The 15,109-nt window shown below is 42.4% G+C and carries 14 protein-coding genes; 4 read left to right on the top strand and 10 right to left on the bottom strand.

All coding sequences use genetic code 11. The features are described from left to right. Positions 1-14 precede the first annotated feature (14 nt). Positions 15-1,367 (bottom strand): UDP-N-acetylmuramoyl-tripeptide--D-alanyl-D-alanine ligase, encoded by a 1,353-nt coding sequence (murF, locus tag G7Y42_RS03910; protein WP_165004219.1) that lies wholly within the window; start codon positions 1,365-1,367, stop codon positions 15-17. A 289-nt stretch (positions 1,368-1,656) separates the two neighbouring features. Then, entirely contained in the window at positions 1,657-2,730 is a 1,074-nt protein-coding gene (locus G7Y42_RS03905; protein ID WP_165004216.1) for a D-alanine--D-alanine ligase, read from the bottom strand. Between the two features lie 198 nt (positions 2,731-2,928). Here G7Y42_RS03905 and G7Y42_RS03900 point away from each other — a divergent pair, with 198 nt between their 5' ends. Continuing rightward, positions 2,929-4,671: an AarF/UbiB family protein gene (locus G7Y42_RS03900; protein ID WP_165004214.1), complete on the top strand. Its 1,743-nt coding sequence runs from the start codon at positions 2,929-2,931 to the stop codon at positions 4,669-4,671. Positions 4,672-4,731: 60 nt separating this feature from the next. Here the strand turns inward: G7Y42_RS03900 and G7Y42_RS03895 are convergent, their stop codons facing one another. The 7 genes from G7Y42_RS03895 to G7Y42_RS03865 form a co-directional block, all read right to left on the bottom strand. Continuing rightward, the gene (locus tag G7Y42_RS03895; RefSeq protein ID WP_165004211.1) at positions 4,732-5,205 is read right to left on the bottom strand and encodes a YaiI/YqxD family protein; all 474 of its coding nucleotides are present in this window, start codon (positions 5,203-5,205) and stop codon (positions 4,732-4,734) included. Further along, entirely contained in the window at positions 5,189-6,562 is a 1,374-nt protein-coding gene (locus tag G7Y42_RS03890; protein WP_165004208.1) for an MFS transporter, read from the bottom strand. Before G7Y42_RS03890 ends, G7Y42_RS03895 begins: the two co-directional genes overlap by 17 nt. Positions 6,563-6,897: 335 nt before the next feature. Then, on the bottom strand, positions 6,898-7,386 hold the full coding sequence (locus tag G7Y42_RS03885) for a GNAT family N-acetyltransferase (protein ID WP_165004205.1): 489 nt from the start codon (positions 7,384-7,386) through the stop codon (positions 6,898-6,900). Positions 7,387-7,413: 27 nt separating this feature from the next. Next, complete coding sequence (locus G7Y42_RS03880) at positions 7,414-8,016, bottom strand: VTT domain-containing protein (RefSeq protein ID WP_165004202.1); 603 nt, start codon at positions 8,014-8,016, stop codon at positions 7,414-7,416. Positions 8,017-8,140: 124 nt separating this feature from the next. Then, complete coding sequence (gene udk / locus G7Y42_RS03875) at positions 8,141-8,770, bottom strand: uridine kinase (RefSeq protein WP_165004199.1); 630 nt, start codon at positions 8,768-8,770, stop codon at positions 8,141-8,143. Positions 8,771-8,853: 83 nt separating this feature from the next. Beyond that, positions 8,854-9,549, bottom strand: a complete 696-nt coding sequence (locus G7Y42_RS03870; protein WP_165004196.1) for a YjjG family noncanonical pyrimidine nucleotidase — start codon at positions 9,547-9,549, stop codon at positions 8,854-8,856. Between the two features lie 10 nt (positions 9,550-9,559). Then, the gene (locus G7Y42_RS03865) at positions 9,560-10,276 is read right to left on the bottom strand and encodes a 16S rRNA pseudouridine(516) synthase (RefSeq protein WP_165004494.1); all 717 of its coding nucleotides are present in this window, start codon (positions 10,274-10,276) and stop codon (positions 9,560-9,562) included. 327 nt (positions 10,277-10,603) lie between these two features. On the opposite strand from G7Y42_RS03865, the gene G7Y42_RS03860 reads away from it, so the two are divergent. From G7Y42_RS03860 to G7Y42_RS03850, 3 genes are all read left to right on the top strand, one after another. After that, positions 10,604-11,212 carry a 50S ribosomal protein L25/general stress protein Ctc gene (locus G7Y42_RS03860; RefSeq protein ID WP_165004193.1) on the top strand — a complete coding sequence of 203 codons (609 nt, stop codon included), beginning with the start codon at positions 10,604-10,606 and terminating at the stop codon, positions 11,210-11,212. A gap of 316 nt (positions 11,213-11,528) precedes the next feature. Further along, positions 11,529-11,852, top strand: a complete 324-nt coding sequence (locus G7Y42_RS03855; RefSeq protein WP_165004190.1) for a DUF960 domain-containing protein — start codon at positions 11,529-11,531, stop codon at positions 11,850-11,852. Positions 11,853-12,024: 172 nt separating this feature from the next. Then, the gene (locus tag G7Y42_RS03850) at positions 12,025-13,395 is read left to right on the top strand and encodes an MATE family efflux transporter (protein ID WP_165004188.1); all 1,371 of its coding nucleotides are present in this window, start codon (positions 12,025-12,027) and stop codon (positions 13,393-13,395) included. A gap of 155 nt (positions 13,396-13,550) precedes the next feature. On the opposite strand, the gene G7Y42_RS03845 is transcribed toward G7Y42_RS03850, so the two are convergent. Further along, positions 13,551-14,864: a hemolysin family protein gene (locus G7Y42_RS03845; protein WP_165004185.1), complete on the bottom strand. Its 1,314-nt coding sequence runs from the start codon at positions 14,862-14,864 to the stop codon at positions 13,551-13,553. Positions 14,865-15,109: the final 245 nt, after the last annotated feature.

The following is a 15,109-nucleotide window of genomic DNA, read 5'->3' as shown; positions in this document are numbered from 1 at the left end:
AAGTTTACAGATTTTCATTTCATTTGCAGTAAATGCTCGACGACTTCAACAAGTCCCATACTGTTGCTGCCCTTCAGCACGATGCTATCTTCAGGCTCCAAATAGCTTTTGACTGTATTGATCAGCTGTTCTTTTTCATTCTCGAAATAAAAAACAGTTAATCTAGGATGCATCTCAGCCAGTGTATCTCTCAAGGCTTTCATCTGAGAGCCATATAAAAAGACGATTGAAAACTTGTCTGGGTCTATATGTTCAGCCATCGCTGCGTGCATCTGCAAAGAATCTTCCCCTAGTTCCAGCATATCTGCAAGTACAGCTAATCGTCTGCCGTCAGTGGGCAAATTCGCAAAAGTATCTAGTACTAAGCCCATCGCCGTTGGATTTGCATTATAGACATCGCTCAAAATCGAAGCGCCATTGCCGGCTTGCAGCCATTCTGTCCGGTTTTGCGTCACAGAGACATTGGCTAGACCGTGGCGGATCTCTGGGATCGAGACCTCGAAGAACCGTCCGATCGTGTAAGCAATAAGTGCGTTGGTCACATTATAGCTTCCAGGCAATGGGATCATAAATCGTTCGCCTTCCACTTCGAAATCAGTTCGTGTTTTGCTTTCTAATCGTAAAACTGCCTCTACATCACCTGTACCGATGCCAAAGGTTGTTATTCTTTGTTCAAGTGATTCTGTCAGTGGCGTCAGCAAGGGTTCATCAGCTGGGATCACGAGCAAGCCCTTAGAAGACATGCCTTCTGTAATTTCCATTTTTGCTTTTGCGATTCCTTCTCGCGAGCCTAGATTTTCGATATGAGCCTCGCCGATCATAGTGATCGCAGCTGCTTGAGGAGGAGCCATTCGTGAAAGCTCACTGATTTCCCCGGCGTGATCCATCCCCATTTCTAAAACGATTTTCTCCGTATCTTGCGGCATGTGTAAAATCGTGTAAGGAAGCCCGATATTGTTGTTGTAATTCCCTTGTGTTTTGTATGTCTTGTATTTTTGAGCCAGGACAGAAGCGGTCAGATCTTTCGTTGTAGTTTTTCCGTTGCTTCCAGTAACGGCGACGACTTCTGCTCCTGTTTTCTCCAGATAATATTTGGCGACATCTTGCATCGCTTTTAACGGATCAGGGACAGAAATGATCTCGATCCCTTCTGGTGCCTTCTCTAAATCCCAGCTCCAAAAAGAAGCCACAGCCCCATTATCGATGGCCTGCTGGATAAATTCATGTCCATCTCGCGCACCAGCAAGTGGTACGAATAAACTGCCTTTAGTGATTTTTCTGCTGTCGAATTCTACATTCGTGATCTCTGTCTGTGAGGTGCAACGTGTGCCCGTAGCCAGAGCAATTTCTTGTATTGTTAGATTCATTGAGATCTCTCCTAAGAAAAGGTTGTGAAAGAAGCGTTTTGACTTGAGCAGTAAGGAAGAAATGAGTGAAACAGCTCCCCATGTTCTGCTCGTTTTTGACTTAGTGCCGAAAGTCAGCTTCTTGAACACCGTGGATAAGGTTGTGAACAAAGCGGTATGATCATCTTCACGTGCAGTCGTGATAAGAAACCACATGACTATCCTATCAAATAGTCCCTGTTCACATTTAGAAGCCAGAACAATCGTCTTTCAACTTTTGCTCCGGCTTCCTTGCCATTATGTTTATTCTTTATTCATTTTCAAAAAATTCTTGTCTTTGGTTGAACCGGTTGATCCCTAACTGAATCAGTTCTTCGATCAGATCGCCGTATTTCAATCCCATATTTTCCCATAATAATGGATACATACTGAATTCTGTAAAACCTGGCATTGTATTCAATTCATTCAAGAATAATTCATTTTTATTCGTCAAGAAAAAGTCGCAACGGCTCAATCCGCTTCCGCCTAGCATCGTGTACGCGATTTTTGCGTATTCCTGCGCTTTTTGATGGACTTCTTCTGGTACTTCGGCCGGGATCTGCATCTCTATTTTGTTGTTGATGTATTTTGCTTCATAATCATAAAAAGCGACATCTTTCACGACTTCACCAGGTAAGGTCGTCCGAACATCTTCATTTCCCAGCACTGCAACTTCGATTTCCCGCGCTTCGATCCCCTGCTCTACAATCGCACGTGAATCATAGCGGTAAGCTGTTGCTAGAGCATTTTGCAGTTCTTCTCGATTTTCTGCTTTTGAGATCCCTACACTAGAACCCATATTCGCTGGTTTGACAAACATTGGGTAAAGCAGTGAACCTTCGCATTGATCGAACACTTTTTTTGGATTTTCTTTCCATTGGTTCTTCAATACAGGCACGTAAGGCACTTGAGGTACACCTGCCGCTTGCAGGATATATTTCGTCATGATCTTATCCATCGCAGAGGCACTTGTCAGTACACCTGCCCCGACGTAAGGCATATTCAACGTTTCAAGGAATCCTTGGATCGTACCATCCTCGCCATTCGGCCCATGGAGCACAGGGAAAACGATCGAACCTTCTTCTTTGATCTCCCCTGGATTGATGACTCTTCCAGTAAATCCTTCCGTGATCCGGCCACTTGGATCCCATGTCAAATGCAGCTCTTCTTTGCTGGCAGGTTTTTCTGTTAATAACGGACCTTTGACCCATTGTCCATCTTTACTGATAAATACGAGCTGAACTTGGTAATAGGCATAATAAATCGCATTTAAGACTGAAAACGCTGAAAGGATGGAAACATCATGTTCCGCGCTGCGTCCTCCGTATAATAAAGTAATCTTCAAAAGATTGTCCTCCTGTATTCTAAATCGTTCAGTGATTTACTCTCATATTTTAGCACAAAATAAAATTAAGCGACCACCTTATTTATAAAAAAACAGCCTTCTCCTAAAAAACAGCTTACAGCCGCTTCCATCTCCTCTCAACAGAATAGTTGTCGCATTCCCTATTAAAAGTTATGATAAAGAAAAGGAGGGATATACATGCCGAAAACAACTTCCCGCAGTCGGTTGGCAGAGATCGTCCGTATCTTCGTCAAATATAGCGTGGTCCCCAATCTTGTGCAACAAAAGAATCCCGAACAAGTGAAAAAAGCATTTGAAGAACTAGGTCCTACTTTCATCAAAATCGGACAGATGCTTTCTGTCAGAGAAGATCTGCTCACGACTTCCTTCACTCAAACATTCAAGACGCTTCAAGACAGCGTGCCTAGCGATACCTTTGCAACCGTGAAGCAAACGATCGAAGCAGAGCTCGGATTGTCTATTCCTGATATTTTCGAGGATTTTTCAAAAACACCTTTTGCTTCTGCATCCATGGGACAAGCACATCGGGCAAAACTGAAGAATGGTGAAGCTGTAGTCGTCAAAGTCCAGCATCCCAATATCGCAGAAGAGATCACGCTCGATCTTCAATTGTTTGAACGTGCGATCCCTTTGATCAAATATATTCCTGAGACGAGTGTCGTTGACCTGAAAGGGGTCTTGCAAGAAGTAAAACGATCATTGGGTAATGAACTGGATTTCTTGAAAGAAAGTAAGAACGGCGAAGCCTTCTATCAAAAAAACAATCACTGGCATGAGATCCGAAGCCCTAAAATCTATGAAGCCTTCTGCTCTGAAAAAATGATCGTGATGGAAGACATGCCAGGAGAGAATCTCAATCAGTTGATGATGCTGGAAAACGACAAGCCTTCACCGATTCCAGAAAAAAACAACAAGCAGCTAAAACAGGAGATCGCACACCTTCTGATCGAGAATTTCATGAAACAAGTATTTGATGATGGGTTTTTCCACGCTGACCCGCATCCTGGGAACCTGCTGTTTCATCCTTTGTCGACACAAGAGCAGGAACACGCACAAACAACCACTGCTTCTGAATATCAAAAAGAGATCGGCCCGATCACTTTGCAAGCAACGACGCAACAGGTAACAGCTTCACAGCCTTACGTGATCAGTTACATTGATTTTGGAATGATGGGCAGTCTATCTGTCACTTTACGTCAAAAGCTGACCGAAGCCGTTCTTGCTTTATACACAAAAGATGCCTATCGTATCGAAAAAGCAGTTCTTCGGCTGTGTCAGCAAGAAGGTCCTTTTGATGAAAGTCATTTTCATGAAGAATTGACTACGTTTCTTGAGCAATATTATGACTCCCCCATTGAAGAAATCGATTTGCAGGAAGTCTTTACCCAAGTCGTTGTGATCTGCCACCAGAACAATCTCCAGTTTGACAGAGATATCACCTTATTGTTGAAGGCATTCGGAACTTTGGAAGGCGTCATACGAGTTCTCGCCCCTGAAATTTCTTTGATGGAAGTCGCTTCTCCTTTTGCACAGCGCTACTTCCTTTCGCACTTGGACATAGAGGATTCGTTGAAGCAAAGTGGTCTGGATTTACTGGAAGGGTTAAAAGCCGCACCGAAAATCCCGCAGCAACTCCACCATTTACTGGAACTCTGGGCATCTGGACAAGGAAAAGTGAATTTAGAACTAAAAAAACAGGACAGTCTGTTGAATCGAATCGAAAATATGGTCAATCGGCTGGTGTTCGGCCTCGTTTTAGCTGCTTTGATCGTGGGTTCTTCTTTGTTGGTCCAAGCAGCGCCTGTTGAGAACTTGCAAGTCGTTTCCTTGCTTGGGATTTTCACTTACGCCATAGCCGCACTTGTCATCATTATCCTTGCGATCGACGCATTGATCCAGATGTATAAGAAAAGAAAATGAGCGACCCCTTGAAAAACTGTTTTTCTTCAACTAAAAACAAAAAGAATGGGATGAGGCAGACTAGCCCTCTTCCCATTCTTTTTTGCGTGCCAATTCCTGTTCGATCGCTGTTTTCAGCGCTTGCGAAAAAGTCATATGATCTTTTTCCGTAAATGCTTTAGGTCCTTTTGTCCGCATCCCGGCTTTTCGCAGTTTCCCACTGTAATAACGCTGTTCTAAAAGCGTGCCAATATTGCTCTCATCAAACTCTTTTCCCGTTTGATGCAATACTCTGACCCCTTTCGGCAAGACCAGTGAAGCCAATCCATAGTCTTGTGTGACTAGAATATCTTTTTCCCGGATCAACCCAACGATCTTGTAATCAGCACTGTCAGCTCCCCGATCGACGTAGACCAGTTGGACATTTGCCGGATATTCTTTTGTCGTATAATGATCGACGCTCGTGACAATGACCACCTCAAGCCCGTAGCGCTGTGCAATCCGAATCACATCGTCTTTTACTGGCGATCCATCTCCATCAACGAATAGACGCATGTTTCTCTCCTCTTTTCCATAAAACATAAACTGAAATGACGCCCAAGATCAATAAACCGATATTCAGCCATTTGACATAGATCAAAAGCTCGAGACCAGAAGCTGGGACATTTCCTTTTCCAGTCAGTCGAAGCAAAAGATTAAGAGGTTCATCCATCAGATATGCCGTACCGAACAGCATCGTCATCAACAGGAACTGATGGATCACGCTCCCTTTGTTTTGTGTGGTATATTTCGTGATCACTCGACGGTCTGCAGGTATAGCTGTCTCGATCGCGTAATATTCCTGATTCAGCCAGCTACCGGTCACCGCATGCCAGAAACTCAGCAAGAACAATCCCACGATAAAGCCATGTGGAATCAGCAAAACAAATAGAGAAAACAGCATACCGGCTAATTGCAGTACAACAGGGGAACTAGACACTCGTCGCAGCACTGACTGACCGAGAATCTTCGCAAGAAGCATCCCTGTGATATAAGGGACATACATATGCATCGCGATCTTATCAAATCCATAGACCCTTCCTATATAGATCGTACTGAACAAGAAAAGGAAATTTCCGATCATTCCATTCAAAAAGGTCAATAGATTCAACCAATCAGGCAGTTTCCAGTTTTTTCTCGCACGACCGAGATAAAAAGTGAGAACGATGAACAAAAGAAGAAATCCGAATATCGCAAAGTCAAACAGCTTTGTATCCACCAATAGCCGCGCATTTCGCAAGACAAACAACAAAACAAAGAAAACCGCAAACAAAACGAGCTCTTTTGTCACGACTAGATTCTTTTTGATGTCTTTGAAATCCAGCTCGTATCTCGGATAATGACTCACTGTGTGATACGCCATGATATAAAACACCGTATAAAGAGAAAGTGTCACACCCGCTTGGAGCGGATAAGGCAATTCGATCGCTCGAAATAAAATGAACAGCAAAAACAAAGCAAAGAAATACTTGCTGCCTTTCATGTTGACATACCCTTGCTGCTTCTCATGCCTATTGACAGTGACATTTGCCGGAACTAGCCAAGCAGCACTCAATCCTAGCAAGACACTGGAAAAATAAAAGAGCGGGAAATAAAACATCCCGAAGATCCCGACAAGCGATCCTGCTCCGCCGATCAAAAGAGAGATCATCAGCAGTGTATAACTATCTAATCCAAAACGAATCCCGCTGATTAAAAACAACCCGGTCATCCGAAAGGTGTAAAACAACGTGAAAGGCAGGATCAACTGCCAGCCAAACCCGTTACTCAATCCCATAAACAAAAGATAGGGAATAAAAATCACTGTGTTACTTAATATAAAAGGCGTTGTCTCTGTAAATTGACGCCCAAATTGTTTCAGTTTTCCAAACATAACAAAAAGCTCCTTAACAAGTTAGCTGAACCATCCAGCTTAACGTCGATTTTACCATTAAAGAAAGAAAAACTACATTTTTGAAGTGCAAGATTTGGCACTTAAGCGAAAAAAAGAGGCTGAACCATAACTTAAAAAGCTATGTTCCAACCTCTAACTGGTACTTGATCACTCAAGCAGGCAAGCTCTTTTCCACAAAAGTCTTCACCCGACACCCCTGCATCCGGCAGGTGATAACATGCATTATCATGTGCCTCCAAAATCAATTAGGCGCTCTGTAAACCAGAGGCCTTCTCGACCCGTCGCATAAAGCTACTTTAACATAGTTTGCCCGTTTATGCGAGTGATTTTTCCATTTTATAATCAACCATCTGAAATCCTTGGCCAATAGCTGAAATCAATTCTCCTGTTATGATGAAGCCTTCATGCTTGTAGACCTCGATCGCTTGTTTGTTTCCTTGGTTCACCCGCAGAAAGATTTCTTTCTTCTCAGTCTGTGCAGCCAGTTCTTCATACCAGCGAAACACAGAAGACGTCAATCCTTGCCCGCGTACGCGATCCAGTAGGTACAATTTGCTCAGATAGATCTTTCCGTCAATATGTTCATAGGCTGTATAGCCGACAGTCTCACCCTCTTGTTTCAATAAAAAATAAGCGACACCTTCTGCCAGTTCTTTTTTGATCTGTTCTTTTGATTGATACGTTGCCAGCATATACGCAACTTGTGCTTGCCCGATGATCGGTACGAACGCTTCTGGCCATACTTCTTGTATGATAGCGATCAGCTCATCCAGCTCATTTTCTGTTACGTTGATTTTTTCCATGTCTCTGCATCCCTTTCTTTCACCAAGTTATAAATGTCCTTGTGCTTTGTGGAACAAAAAGAGCATGATCATACTATATGCTCCTACAGACCATGGCTTCAGCAAAATGACGATCTGCATGTATTCTTTGAAGGTGAGCTTCGTAAGCCCTGCGACCAGACAGATCAAGTCATCCGGCGCAAAAGGAAGAAGCAGTGTCACCACCAGTACTTTTTTGATGTCCTTTGTTTTTCGAGTCAGCAGCTGATCGAATTTCTGATATTTTTTTGGTGATAGGATCAGCTGGACGAAACCGACTCCGTAATACCTCACAAGCAAAAAACCGATCGCTTCACCGATCACCAGACCGATACAACTGTAAAACAGACCAAATCCATTACCGAACATCAACATCCCAACTACAGAAGAAATCCCTCCCGGCAATATCGGGATGATCACTTGAATGATCTGCAGAAGGATGAAAATGACCACTGCATACTGTCCAAACTGCTGGATAAAGGCTTGCAGCGACTCAGTCGATTGGAAGATCCCGTGCCTATACGCATAAATAATCAGTGCCAAAAAGAAAAGCAGTCCGATGATCGGTATCAGCCGTATGTACTTTTGTAAACTGGATGTGTGTTTAATCATGGCAACTCCTCGTCTTTTTTTCGCAGATCGAACAGAAACAAAAAAACAGTTGACTGACGTGCTGGCTAAAAATTCTTTAGACCGCTGCAGTCCATTCAACTGTTTGCAATGAAACGGTTATCTATCAATCATGGTTTAAAAAGCTAGCAACCTTCGTCGTGATCAAATCGATGGCGACGTGGTTTTCTCCGCCTTCTGGAACGATGATATCTGCGTAGCGTTTTGTCGGTTCGATAAATTGATGATACATCGGTTTGACGACCGTAAGATACTGTTCGATCACTGAATCCAATGTCCGTCCCCGCTCTTCCATATCTCGCTTGATTCGTCGGATAATGCGAATGTCATCATCTGTATCCACATATACTTTGATATCCATCAAATCACGAAGCCTCTCGTCCTCCAGAATCAAGATTCCTTCTAAAATAATGACTTCTTTTGGCTCTTGGATAATCGTTGCTTGACTTCTTGTATGTTCGACATAATCATACACTGGTTTTTCAATGGCTTGATAGTTCAGTAGTTCTTCCACATGCTGAATCAGCAGATCATTATCAAAGGCAAAGGGATGATCATAGTTTGTATTCAATCGTTCTTCAAAACTCAAATGGCTTTGATCCTTATAATAAGAATCCTGTTCAAGCATCATGATGGAATGGTCTGGAAAGTTATTAAAAATGGCGCGGCTGACACTTGTTTTCCCGCTTCCTGATCCACCCGTCACACCAATGATAATTGGCTTGCTTTTTGTCATTGACTAAAACCTCTTTCATATCCGTTTTTTCATTCTAATCTATTATAGCGAAAAAACGCGAAAATGCTATATTTTTCTGAAAATTAGTCTTTTTCGATTTCCAAAACACGAAGAAGCTCATTCAGTGAATCGATACGATAAGTAGGTTGTATCTCCGATATCTCAGGCAACTGGTTTTTATTGAACCAGACAGTGTCTATCCCAGCTGAATTCCCGCCTTTGATGTCAGAAGTCAATGAATCTCCGATGATCACGGTCTTACTTTTTTCTATCTCAGGTATCCGGGCAAATACGTAATCAAAAAATTCTTTCATCGGTTTTTGCGCTCCTACCTCTTCTGAGACGAAAACCTCTTTGAAATAAGGTAGCAAGCCGGAATCAGTCAAGCGCTGGTGCTGTGTCTGTGAGACCCCGTTCGTCACGATATACAGATCTGCTTCTGGTGCTAAAGTTTCTAATAGCTCACGACTTCCTGGAATCAGATCATGCCCCTGATTCAAGTAATGACGGTAGCGTTTCTCCATTTCCAAGCTATCCACTGTTTGACCGAACTGCTGGAACAGTCGTCCGAATCTGCTTCCTGTGACTTCTTCTCTTGTCATCTTCCCGTTCTCGAATTCACGCCATAAATGATGGTTCAACGCTTTGTAGCTTGTTTTTACTTCTGGGGTCAGATCGATCCCTTGTTCAGCGAATAGGGCGTTTAAGGCTTTTGCTTCGGTTATTTGAAAATCTAGTAATGTATCATCTACGTCAAACAACAATGTTTTATACTTCATCTTTTCCCTCCTATTTGAAATAGTTCTTCAGTTTTTTCAATTCTGTCAGCGTCAATGACCGGTACGCTCCGGTAGCCAAACGTTCGTCTAGCTGCAAGGGGCCCATCCCTGTTCGTTTCAAGGCGGTCACTTTTTTCCCTCGAGCAAGAAACATTTTTTTGACTTGATGGAATTTGCCTTCTTGGATCGTCAGTGAAACGAGGCTTTCTTTTTTTCCTGCACAAAGGATCTCCAGGTCAGCAGGACGGCAGCGATAGCCATCTTCGAACACGATTCCCTCGTCAAAAGCAGTGACGTCTTCCATCGTCACTTCCTCGTTGATGACGGCCTGATAGGTTTTCGAGACCTTTTTTTCTGGAAGCAGCATCTCATAACCCAATTGCCCATTAGAAGTAATCAAAAGTAGTCCTGTGGTATCCCGATCAAGACGTCCGACAGGATAAAGCGGCTTCAGGCGGTCTCCTGAAGCGATCAGATCGATCACCGTCATTTTTTCTCCATCTTTCACAGCGGTGACTGATTTTTTCGGTTTGTTGAGAAGAAAATAAGACTCATTCGTTTCGAGACGCTGGCCAGCTACTTCGATCACATGCAGCAGACTGTCGACATTTCGATTCTGCTGAAACTCTACTTTGCCATCAACTGTGACTTGCTTTGAGGCGAAGAGACGCTTCATTTCTTTTCTAGTGGTTTTCATTCGTTCTTCAATCAATTTATCTAAACGCATCATTGGTTCCTTTCCTACACTAAAAGAATTATAACCCGAATCACTTCTATTGAAAATAAGAATACCATCGTTATTCCTTGACTTAAGCTGGAATTAGCGCTAGGGTTAAAGAGTAAAGTGAATTGGATTTCTCATACACAGCGTAATGACCTGGTGGAGAAAAGTTGAATCCTGACTTTCTAAGGGCAGATGCGCAAATCTGCCCTTTTGCGTTTTTTTAAGCGCCCTGCCCAATAATGTGCAAGAGAATAGCCATCGAAAATTCACTTAAAAAAAATCTGTCTGACACCAAAGCAGACAGTCACATTTTAAGGAGGAATTTTGGTTATGTCAGTATCATTAGAAGTAAGTAAAAGAGAAGTACGTCCCCGTTCGTTAAGAAACAAGTTGCGTCATGAAGGAAAGGTCCCTGCTATCGTTTATGGATACAATGTAGAAAGCACACCAATCTCATTTGACGGACAAATCCTTAGCAAAATCTTGCGTGACAACGGTGCAAACACAGTTATCACAATGGATATCGACGGAACAAAAGTCAACACATTGGTTCACAAAGTCCAAACAAACACTTTCACTAAGCATTTTGAACATGTTGAATTCTTATCCGTGAATATGACAGAACAAACAGAAGTTGAAACAGAAGTTGTTCTTGTTGGTGAATCTGCTGGTGTGAAATCCGGCGGTGTATTGGCTCAAAACCTGTATACAGTGATCGTTTCCGCTACGCCAGACAAATTGCCTGAACGTATCGAAGTAGATATCACAAACATGGAATTGGGTGATTCCATCACTGTTGCGGATCTTCCAGAAAACAGCGACTATACGATCGTCACAGACAGCGAAGAACAAATTGCTGCAGTTGTCGCTCAAAGCGAAGAAGAAGCAAGTACAGGTGAAGGAAGCGAGCCAGAAGTAATCGGTTCAACCGAAGAATAATCTTTCACTTAAGGAGGTGTGTCAAAAGAAGCAGATTCAGCTGATTTTGACATGCCTTTTTTGTTTTTGACGAGTGATTTCTAACGATGCTTCTATCGTACGAACAAGCTGAAACATTGGTGTCATGCGGTTCTTGCGTTTACTTTTTATCGTACCTTTATAAAAATTTATAATTTGAAAAAAAGTATGCGATTATTGTTGCATTTTTTCTATTTCTTTATTAGAATGAACCCTCGTTGAAGTAAGTATTTTAGTTTATCCTATGACATGATTCGCAGGAAAAAAACATTCGGTAAAACGAAGGAGGTAAAAACAGATGTTTGAAAGTTTTGATAGCAGTCGCAACCGGTATGCCTCAGTTGGCGTTGTATCGAGTTTGCCAGATGAGTTGATCGACAGTATCTGGTTTATTATTGACTTAGACCTTAAGGGAGTTATTCCATTAGATAATATTTTAGCCTTTGACCTGATTGATAATCACGGAAAAGTGACGATGCATTTTTCTCAAGCAGGAAGCAGCGTAGAGATGGCCATTGATCTGCCGTTTACCTATTCTACTCAATTTCCTGCGCAAGTGTACGCCTACGATGACGGCACGCGAGAAACGATCCTTTTGCCTAGTGAGATCAAACAGTACTAAGGTAATCTTTCTTTCTATGGATACCCTTTGTTTTTATATAAGGCCAAGTTGTTGATTCTTTGATTCAATTCTTGGCTTCTTTTTATGTGTTATCATCAATTTCTAATTGGTATTCTCAGGGTAAACACTATATACTACTAACTAAATTTTAAAGAAATAAGGAGTTCAAAAGATGCGCGATTTAACAAAAGGAAGCCCCGCTAAACTGATTCTGATGTTCACTGTTCCTTTACTGATCGGAAATGTTTTTCAGCAGTTTTACAACATGGTCGACATGATCATCGTGGGCCAGACGTTAGGGAAGAATGCGCTAGCTGCCGTGGGATCTACAGGAAGTCTGACCTTCCTCATCATTGGATTTGCCCAAGGGTTAACAGCTGGTTTGTCAATCATCACTGCTCAGCGTTATGGCGCGAAAGACTATCGGGGTTTAAAGAAAAGTTTTGCCACTAGTGTATTGATCAGTCTTGTTGTCACTTTGATTCTAACTGTCCTTAGTCTTGTATTTATTCGTCCGATGCTTCAGTTGATGCAAACTCCTCCAGAAATCCTGGATCAGGCACAAACCTTTATCTCGATCATCTTGGTAGGGATTTTTGCATCCGTCAGTTTCAATCTGCTTTCTAATGTTATTCGTGCGCTTGGCGACAGTCGCACACCGTTATTCTTTTTGATTATCGCAGTGATCATCAATGTCGTGCTGGATTTGATTTTTATTCTCTACTTCGGTATGGGCGTTGAAGGAGCAGCTTTCGCTACAGTGATTGCGCAAATCTCTTCTAGCGTGCTCTGCTTGTTTTATATCAAGAAAAAAATCCCATTGCTGCAGTTACGTAAAAAAGATTTCAAATTTGAAAAAGAAGAATTTCGTGTACATCTAAATGTCGCTTTGCCAATGGCTTTTCAATCTTCCATCATCGCAGTAGGTGCTATCGTTCTCCAAGCTGCCTTGAATAGTCTAGGTACCGATGTCGTTGCTGCACAAGCTGCTGCTGGTCGTATCGACCAATTTGCTACACAGCCGATGATGTCCTTTGGTATTGCAATGGCAACTTTCACGGCACAAAACTATGGTGCAAAAGAATATGGCCGGATCTTGCAAGGTGTACGTCAAACTCTACTGATGAGTGGCGGATTCAGTCTTTTGGCGGGTGCAGTCGTGATTTTCTTCGGACACTCATTCGTCCAGCTTTTCGTCAGCCCAACAGAATCGAAAGTATTTGATTTGGCACAGACTTATTTCAATATCAATGGTTCCCTTTACTGGATCTTAGCAGCCTTGTTCATCTTGCGCTATACGCTTCAAGGTCTTGGACAAAGCAAGGTGCCGACGATTGCCGGGATGATGGAATTGCTGATGCGTTCCTTTGCCGCGATCATCTTGACCGGTTTGTGGGGCTATACAGGAGCCGCTGCTGCTTCTCCGCTTGCATGGGCTGGATCTGTCGCTGTCTTACTTTACTCTTATATGCGTTCGATGAAACAATTGAAGCAGTTGGATGCAGAACAGCATTACACGCTTGAGCAGATCGAAGCAAGATAACAAAGCTTATAAATAAAAGGAAATTTCTTTTGGAAAAAAATGAAAGAGATGTATGAAAATTATTTACCTTTTTACCGAAAAAATTGTTTTGCAGATAATGAAGGAGCTATGACAAACGTCTTGTCGTAGCTCCTTTTTTCGAATAAACGGTAGGTTCACGACCTCTTTTTATGATCTTTTTCTGCCAAGATCTCTACTTTGAAATAATCGATATGCGCATGTTGGTACTCAACGACTGTCAAACGAAAGCGGTCGATCTCAATGACTGATCCTGTAGTTATTTCCCGATACTGACTAGAGATGAATCCGGCAAGTGTGGTGAAATTCGTCTCTTCAAATTCCGGTATCTCCGCATCGAAATAACGCTGAAAATCATCCAAGGTCAATTTTCCTGAGACAATGTAACTGCCATCTGTCTGCTTAGCTACCAAAGCTTCATCCAGATCTGTTTCATCTCGTATTTCACCGACGATTTCTTCTAAGATGTCTTCGATCGTCACTAACCCGCTTGTACCGCCATATTCATCTTTCAAAATTGCGATATGCTTTCCTTTTTTTCGCATGATCGTCAATAATTTCTTGATTGGGATCGTCTCCCCTGTCACGATCGGTTCTTCGATCAAATGCTCGACAGTCAGCTGATCATCGACAAAGGACTGCTTGATCAAATCTGGTAAAGTCACATAGCCCAGAATATTGTCTTTCGATTCCAGAATCACAGGGTAACGAGTATGTCCTTGTTTGATCGATGCTTGAATCGCCTCTTTCACGGTATCTGATGCTTCAAAGACTTGCATCGAAGTACGATCGACTTGGATATCTTTAGCAAGAGTATCATCGAACTCGAAGACATTTTCTAGATAATGATACTCTTCTTTTGTCAGTTCCCCTTTTTCATACGAATTCAATGCGACTAAAGTCAGCTCTTCTTGGGACAAGGTTTCTTCACCTTCAGAAACTAGGCGCACGCCTAAAAGCTTTCCCAATGAAGCCGCTGAGTGATTCAGTACCCAGATAAAAGGAAACATCAGCTTATAGAAATAGTGCAGAGGTTTCACAACGAACAGCACGACTTTTTCAGTATTCACGATACTGTAACTTTTAGGCAGAAGTTCACCAATCACCACATCGACATAAGTCACTAAAATAAACCCAAGCGCTACAGAAATCGTCCCGCTGATTGCTGAGCTGAATGGTAATTTACCGATTACTGGTTCTAATAGTGCAGCAACGGATCCTTCGCCGACCCACCCGATGATCAGTCCAGTCAAAGTGATTCCTAATTGGCTCGCAGACAAATAGTTATCCAGATGGTGCGTGACATGAAGAGCAAGCTTGGCATTCTTCACCTCTTCTTTTTCCAGCTGTTCTAATCGCGAACGCCGTATTTTTACCAATGCAAATTCACTCGCTACAAAAAATGAAGTGATTGCAATCATCAAAAATAAAATCACAAAATTCAACAGCATAATTTCCCGCCTTCCTTTTCTCTTTTATTGTACCCTTTTTCTGTAAAAAATCGTGAATAAAGCGCACTAGCCGTTCAAACAAAAAAAGAGCTGCGACCTCTTTTCAGGCGCAGCTCCTTGGAATCAGGATCTTCGTTGTTCGAAAAAGCGGGGTGCTTTTTCCAAGAATCGTTTTGCTGCTAGAAGCAGAACAGCTTTTTCATGACCTCTGATATACGGTGTTCAAAAGCTTGCATCTGCGGCAC

This window comes from Enterococcus sp. ZJ1622 (assembly GCF_011038845.1).
In the GTDB taxonomy this organism is placed as follows: domain Bacteria; phylum Bacillota; class Bacilli; order Lactobacillales; family Enterococcaceae; genus Enterococcus_B.
The sequence above is the reverse complement of the archived record's forward strand: the minus strand, read 5'-3'. Positions and strand labels throughout refer to the sequence as shown.

What these genes read in the sequence shown, in the direction of transcription:
- murF (WP_165004219.1), bottom strand. Translation starts at nt 1,367, where the DNA reads ATGAATCTAACAATACAAGAAATTGCTCTGGCTACGGGCACACGTTGC.
- G7Y42_RS03900 (WP_165004214.1), top strand. Translation starts at nt 2,929, where the DNA reads ATGCCGAAAACAACTTCCCGCAGTCGGTTGGCAGAGATCGTCCGTATC.
- G7Y42_RS03895 (WP_165004211.1), bottom strand. Translation starts at nt 5,205, where the DNA reads ATGCGTCTATTCGTTGATGGAGATGGATCGCCAGTAAAAGACGATGTG.
- G7Y42_RS03890 (WP_165004208.1), bottom strand. Translation starts at nt 6,562, where the DNA reads ATGTTTGGAAAACTGAAACAATTTGGGCGTCAATTTACAGAGACAACG.
- G7Y42_RS03885 (WP_165004205.1), bottom strand. Translation starts at nt 7,386, where the DNA reads ATGGAAAAAATCAACGTAACAGAAAATGAGCTGGATGAGCTGATCGCT.
- G7Y42_RS03880 (WP_165004202.1), bottom strand. Translation starts at nt 8,016, where the DNA reads ATGATTAAACACACATCCAGTTTACAAAAGTACATACGGCTGATACCG.
- udk (WP_165004199.1), bottom strand. Translation starts at nt 8,770, where the DNA reads ATGACAAAAAGCAAGCCAATTATCATTGGTGTGACGGGTGGATCAGGA.
- G7Y42_RS03870 (WP_165004196.1), bottom strand. Translation starts at nt 9,549, where the DNA reads ATGAAGTATAAAACATTGTTGTTTGACGTAGATGATACATTACTAGAT.
- G7Y42_RS03865 (WP_165004494.1), bottom strand. Translation starts at nt 10,276, where the DNA reads ATGCGTTTAGATAAATTGATTGAAGAACGAATGAAAACCACTAGAAAA.
- G7Y42_RS03860 (WP_165004193.1), top strand. Translation starts at nt 10,604, where the DNA reads ATGTCAGTATCATTAGAAGTAAGTAAAAGAGAAGTACGTCCCCGTTCG.
- G7Y42_RS03855 (WP_165004190.1), top strand. Translation starts at nt 11,529, where the DNA reads ATGTTTGAAAGTTTTGATAGCAGTCGCAACCGGTATGCCTCAGTTGGC.
- G7Y42_RS03850 (WP_165004188.1), top strand. Translation starts at nt 12,025, where the DNA reads ATGCGCGATTTAACAAAAGGAAGCCCCGCTAAACTGATTCTGATGTTC.
- G7Y42_RS03845 (WP_165004185.1), bottom strand. Translation starts at nt 14,864, where the DNA reads ATGCTGTTGAATTTTGTGATTTTATTTTTGATGATTGCAATCACTTCA.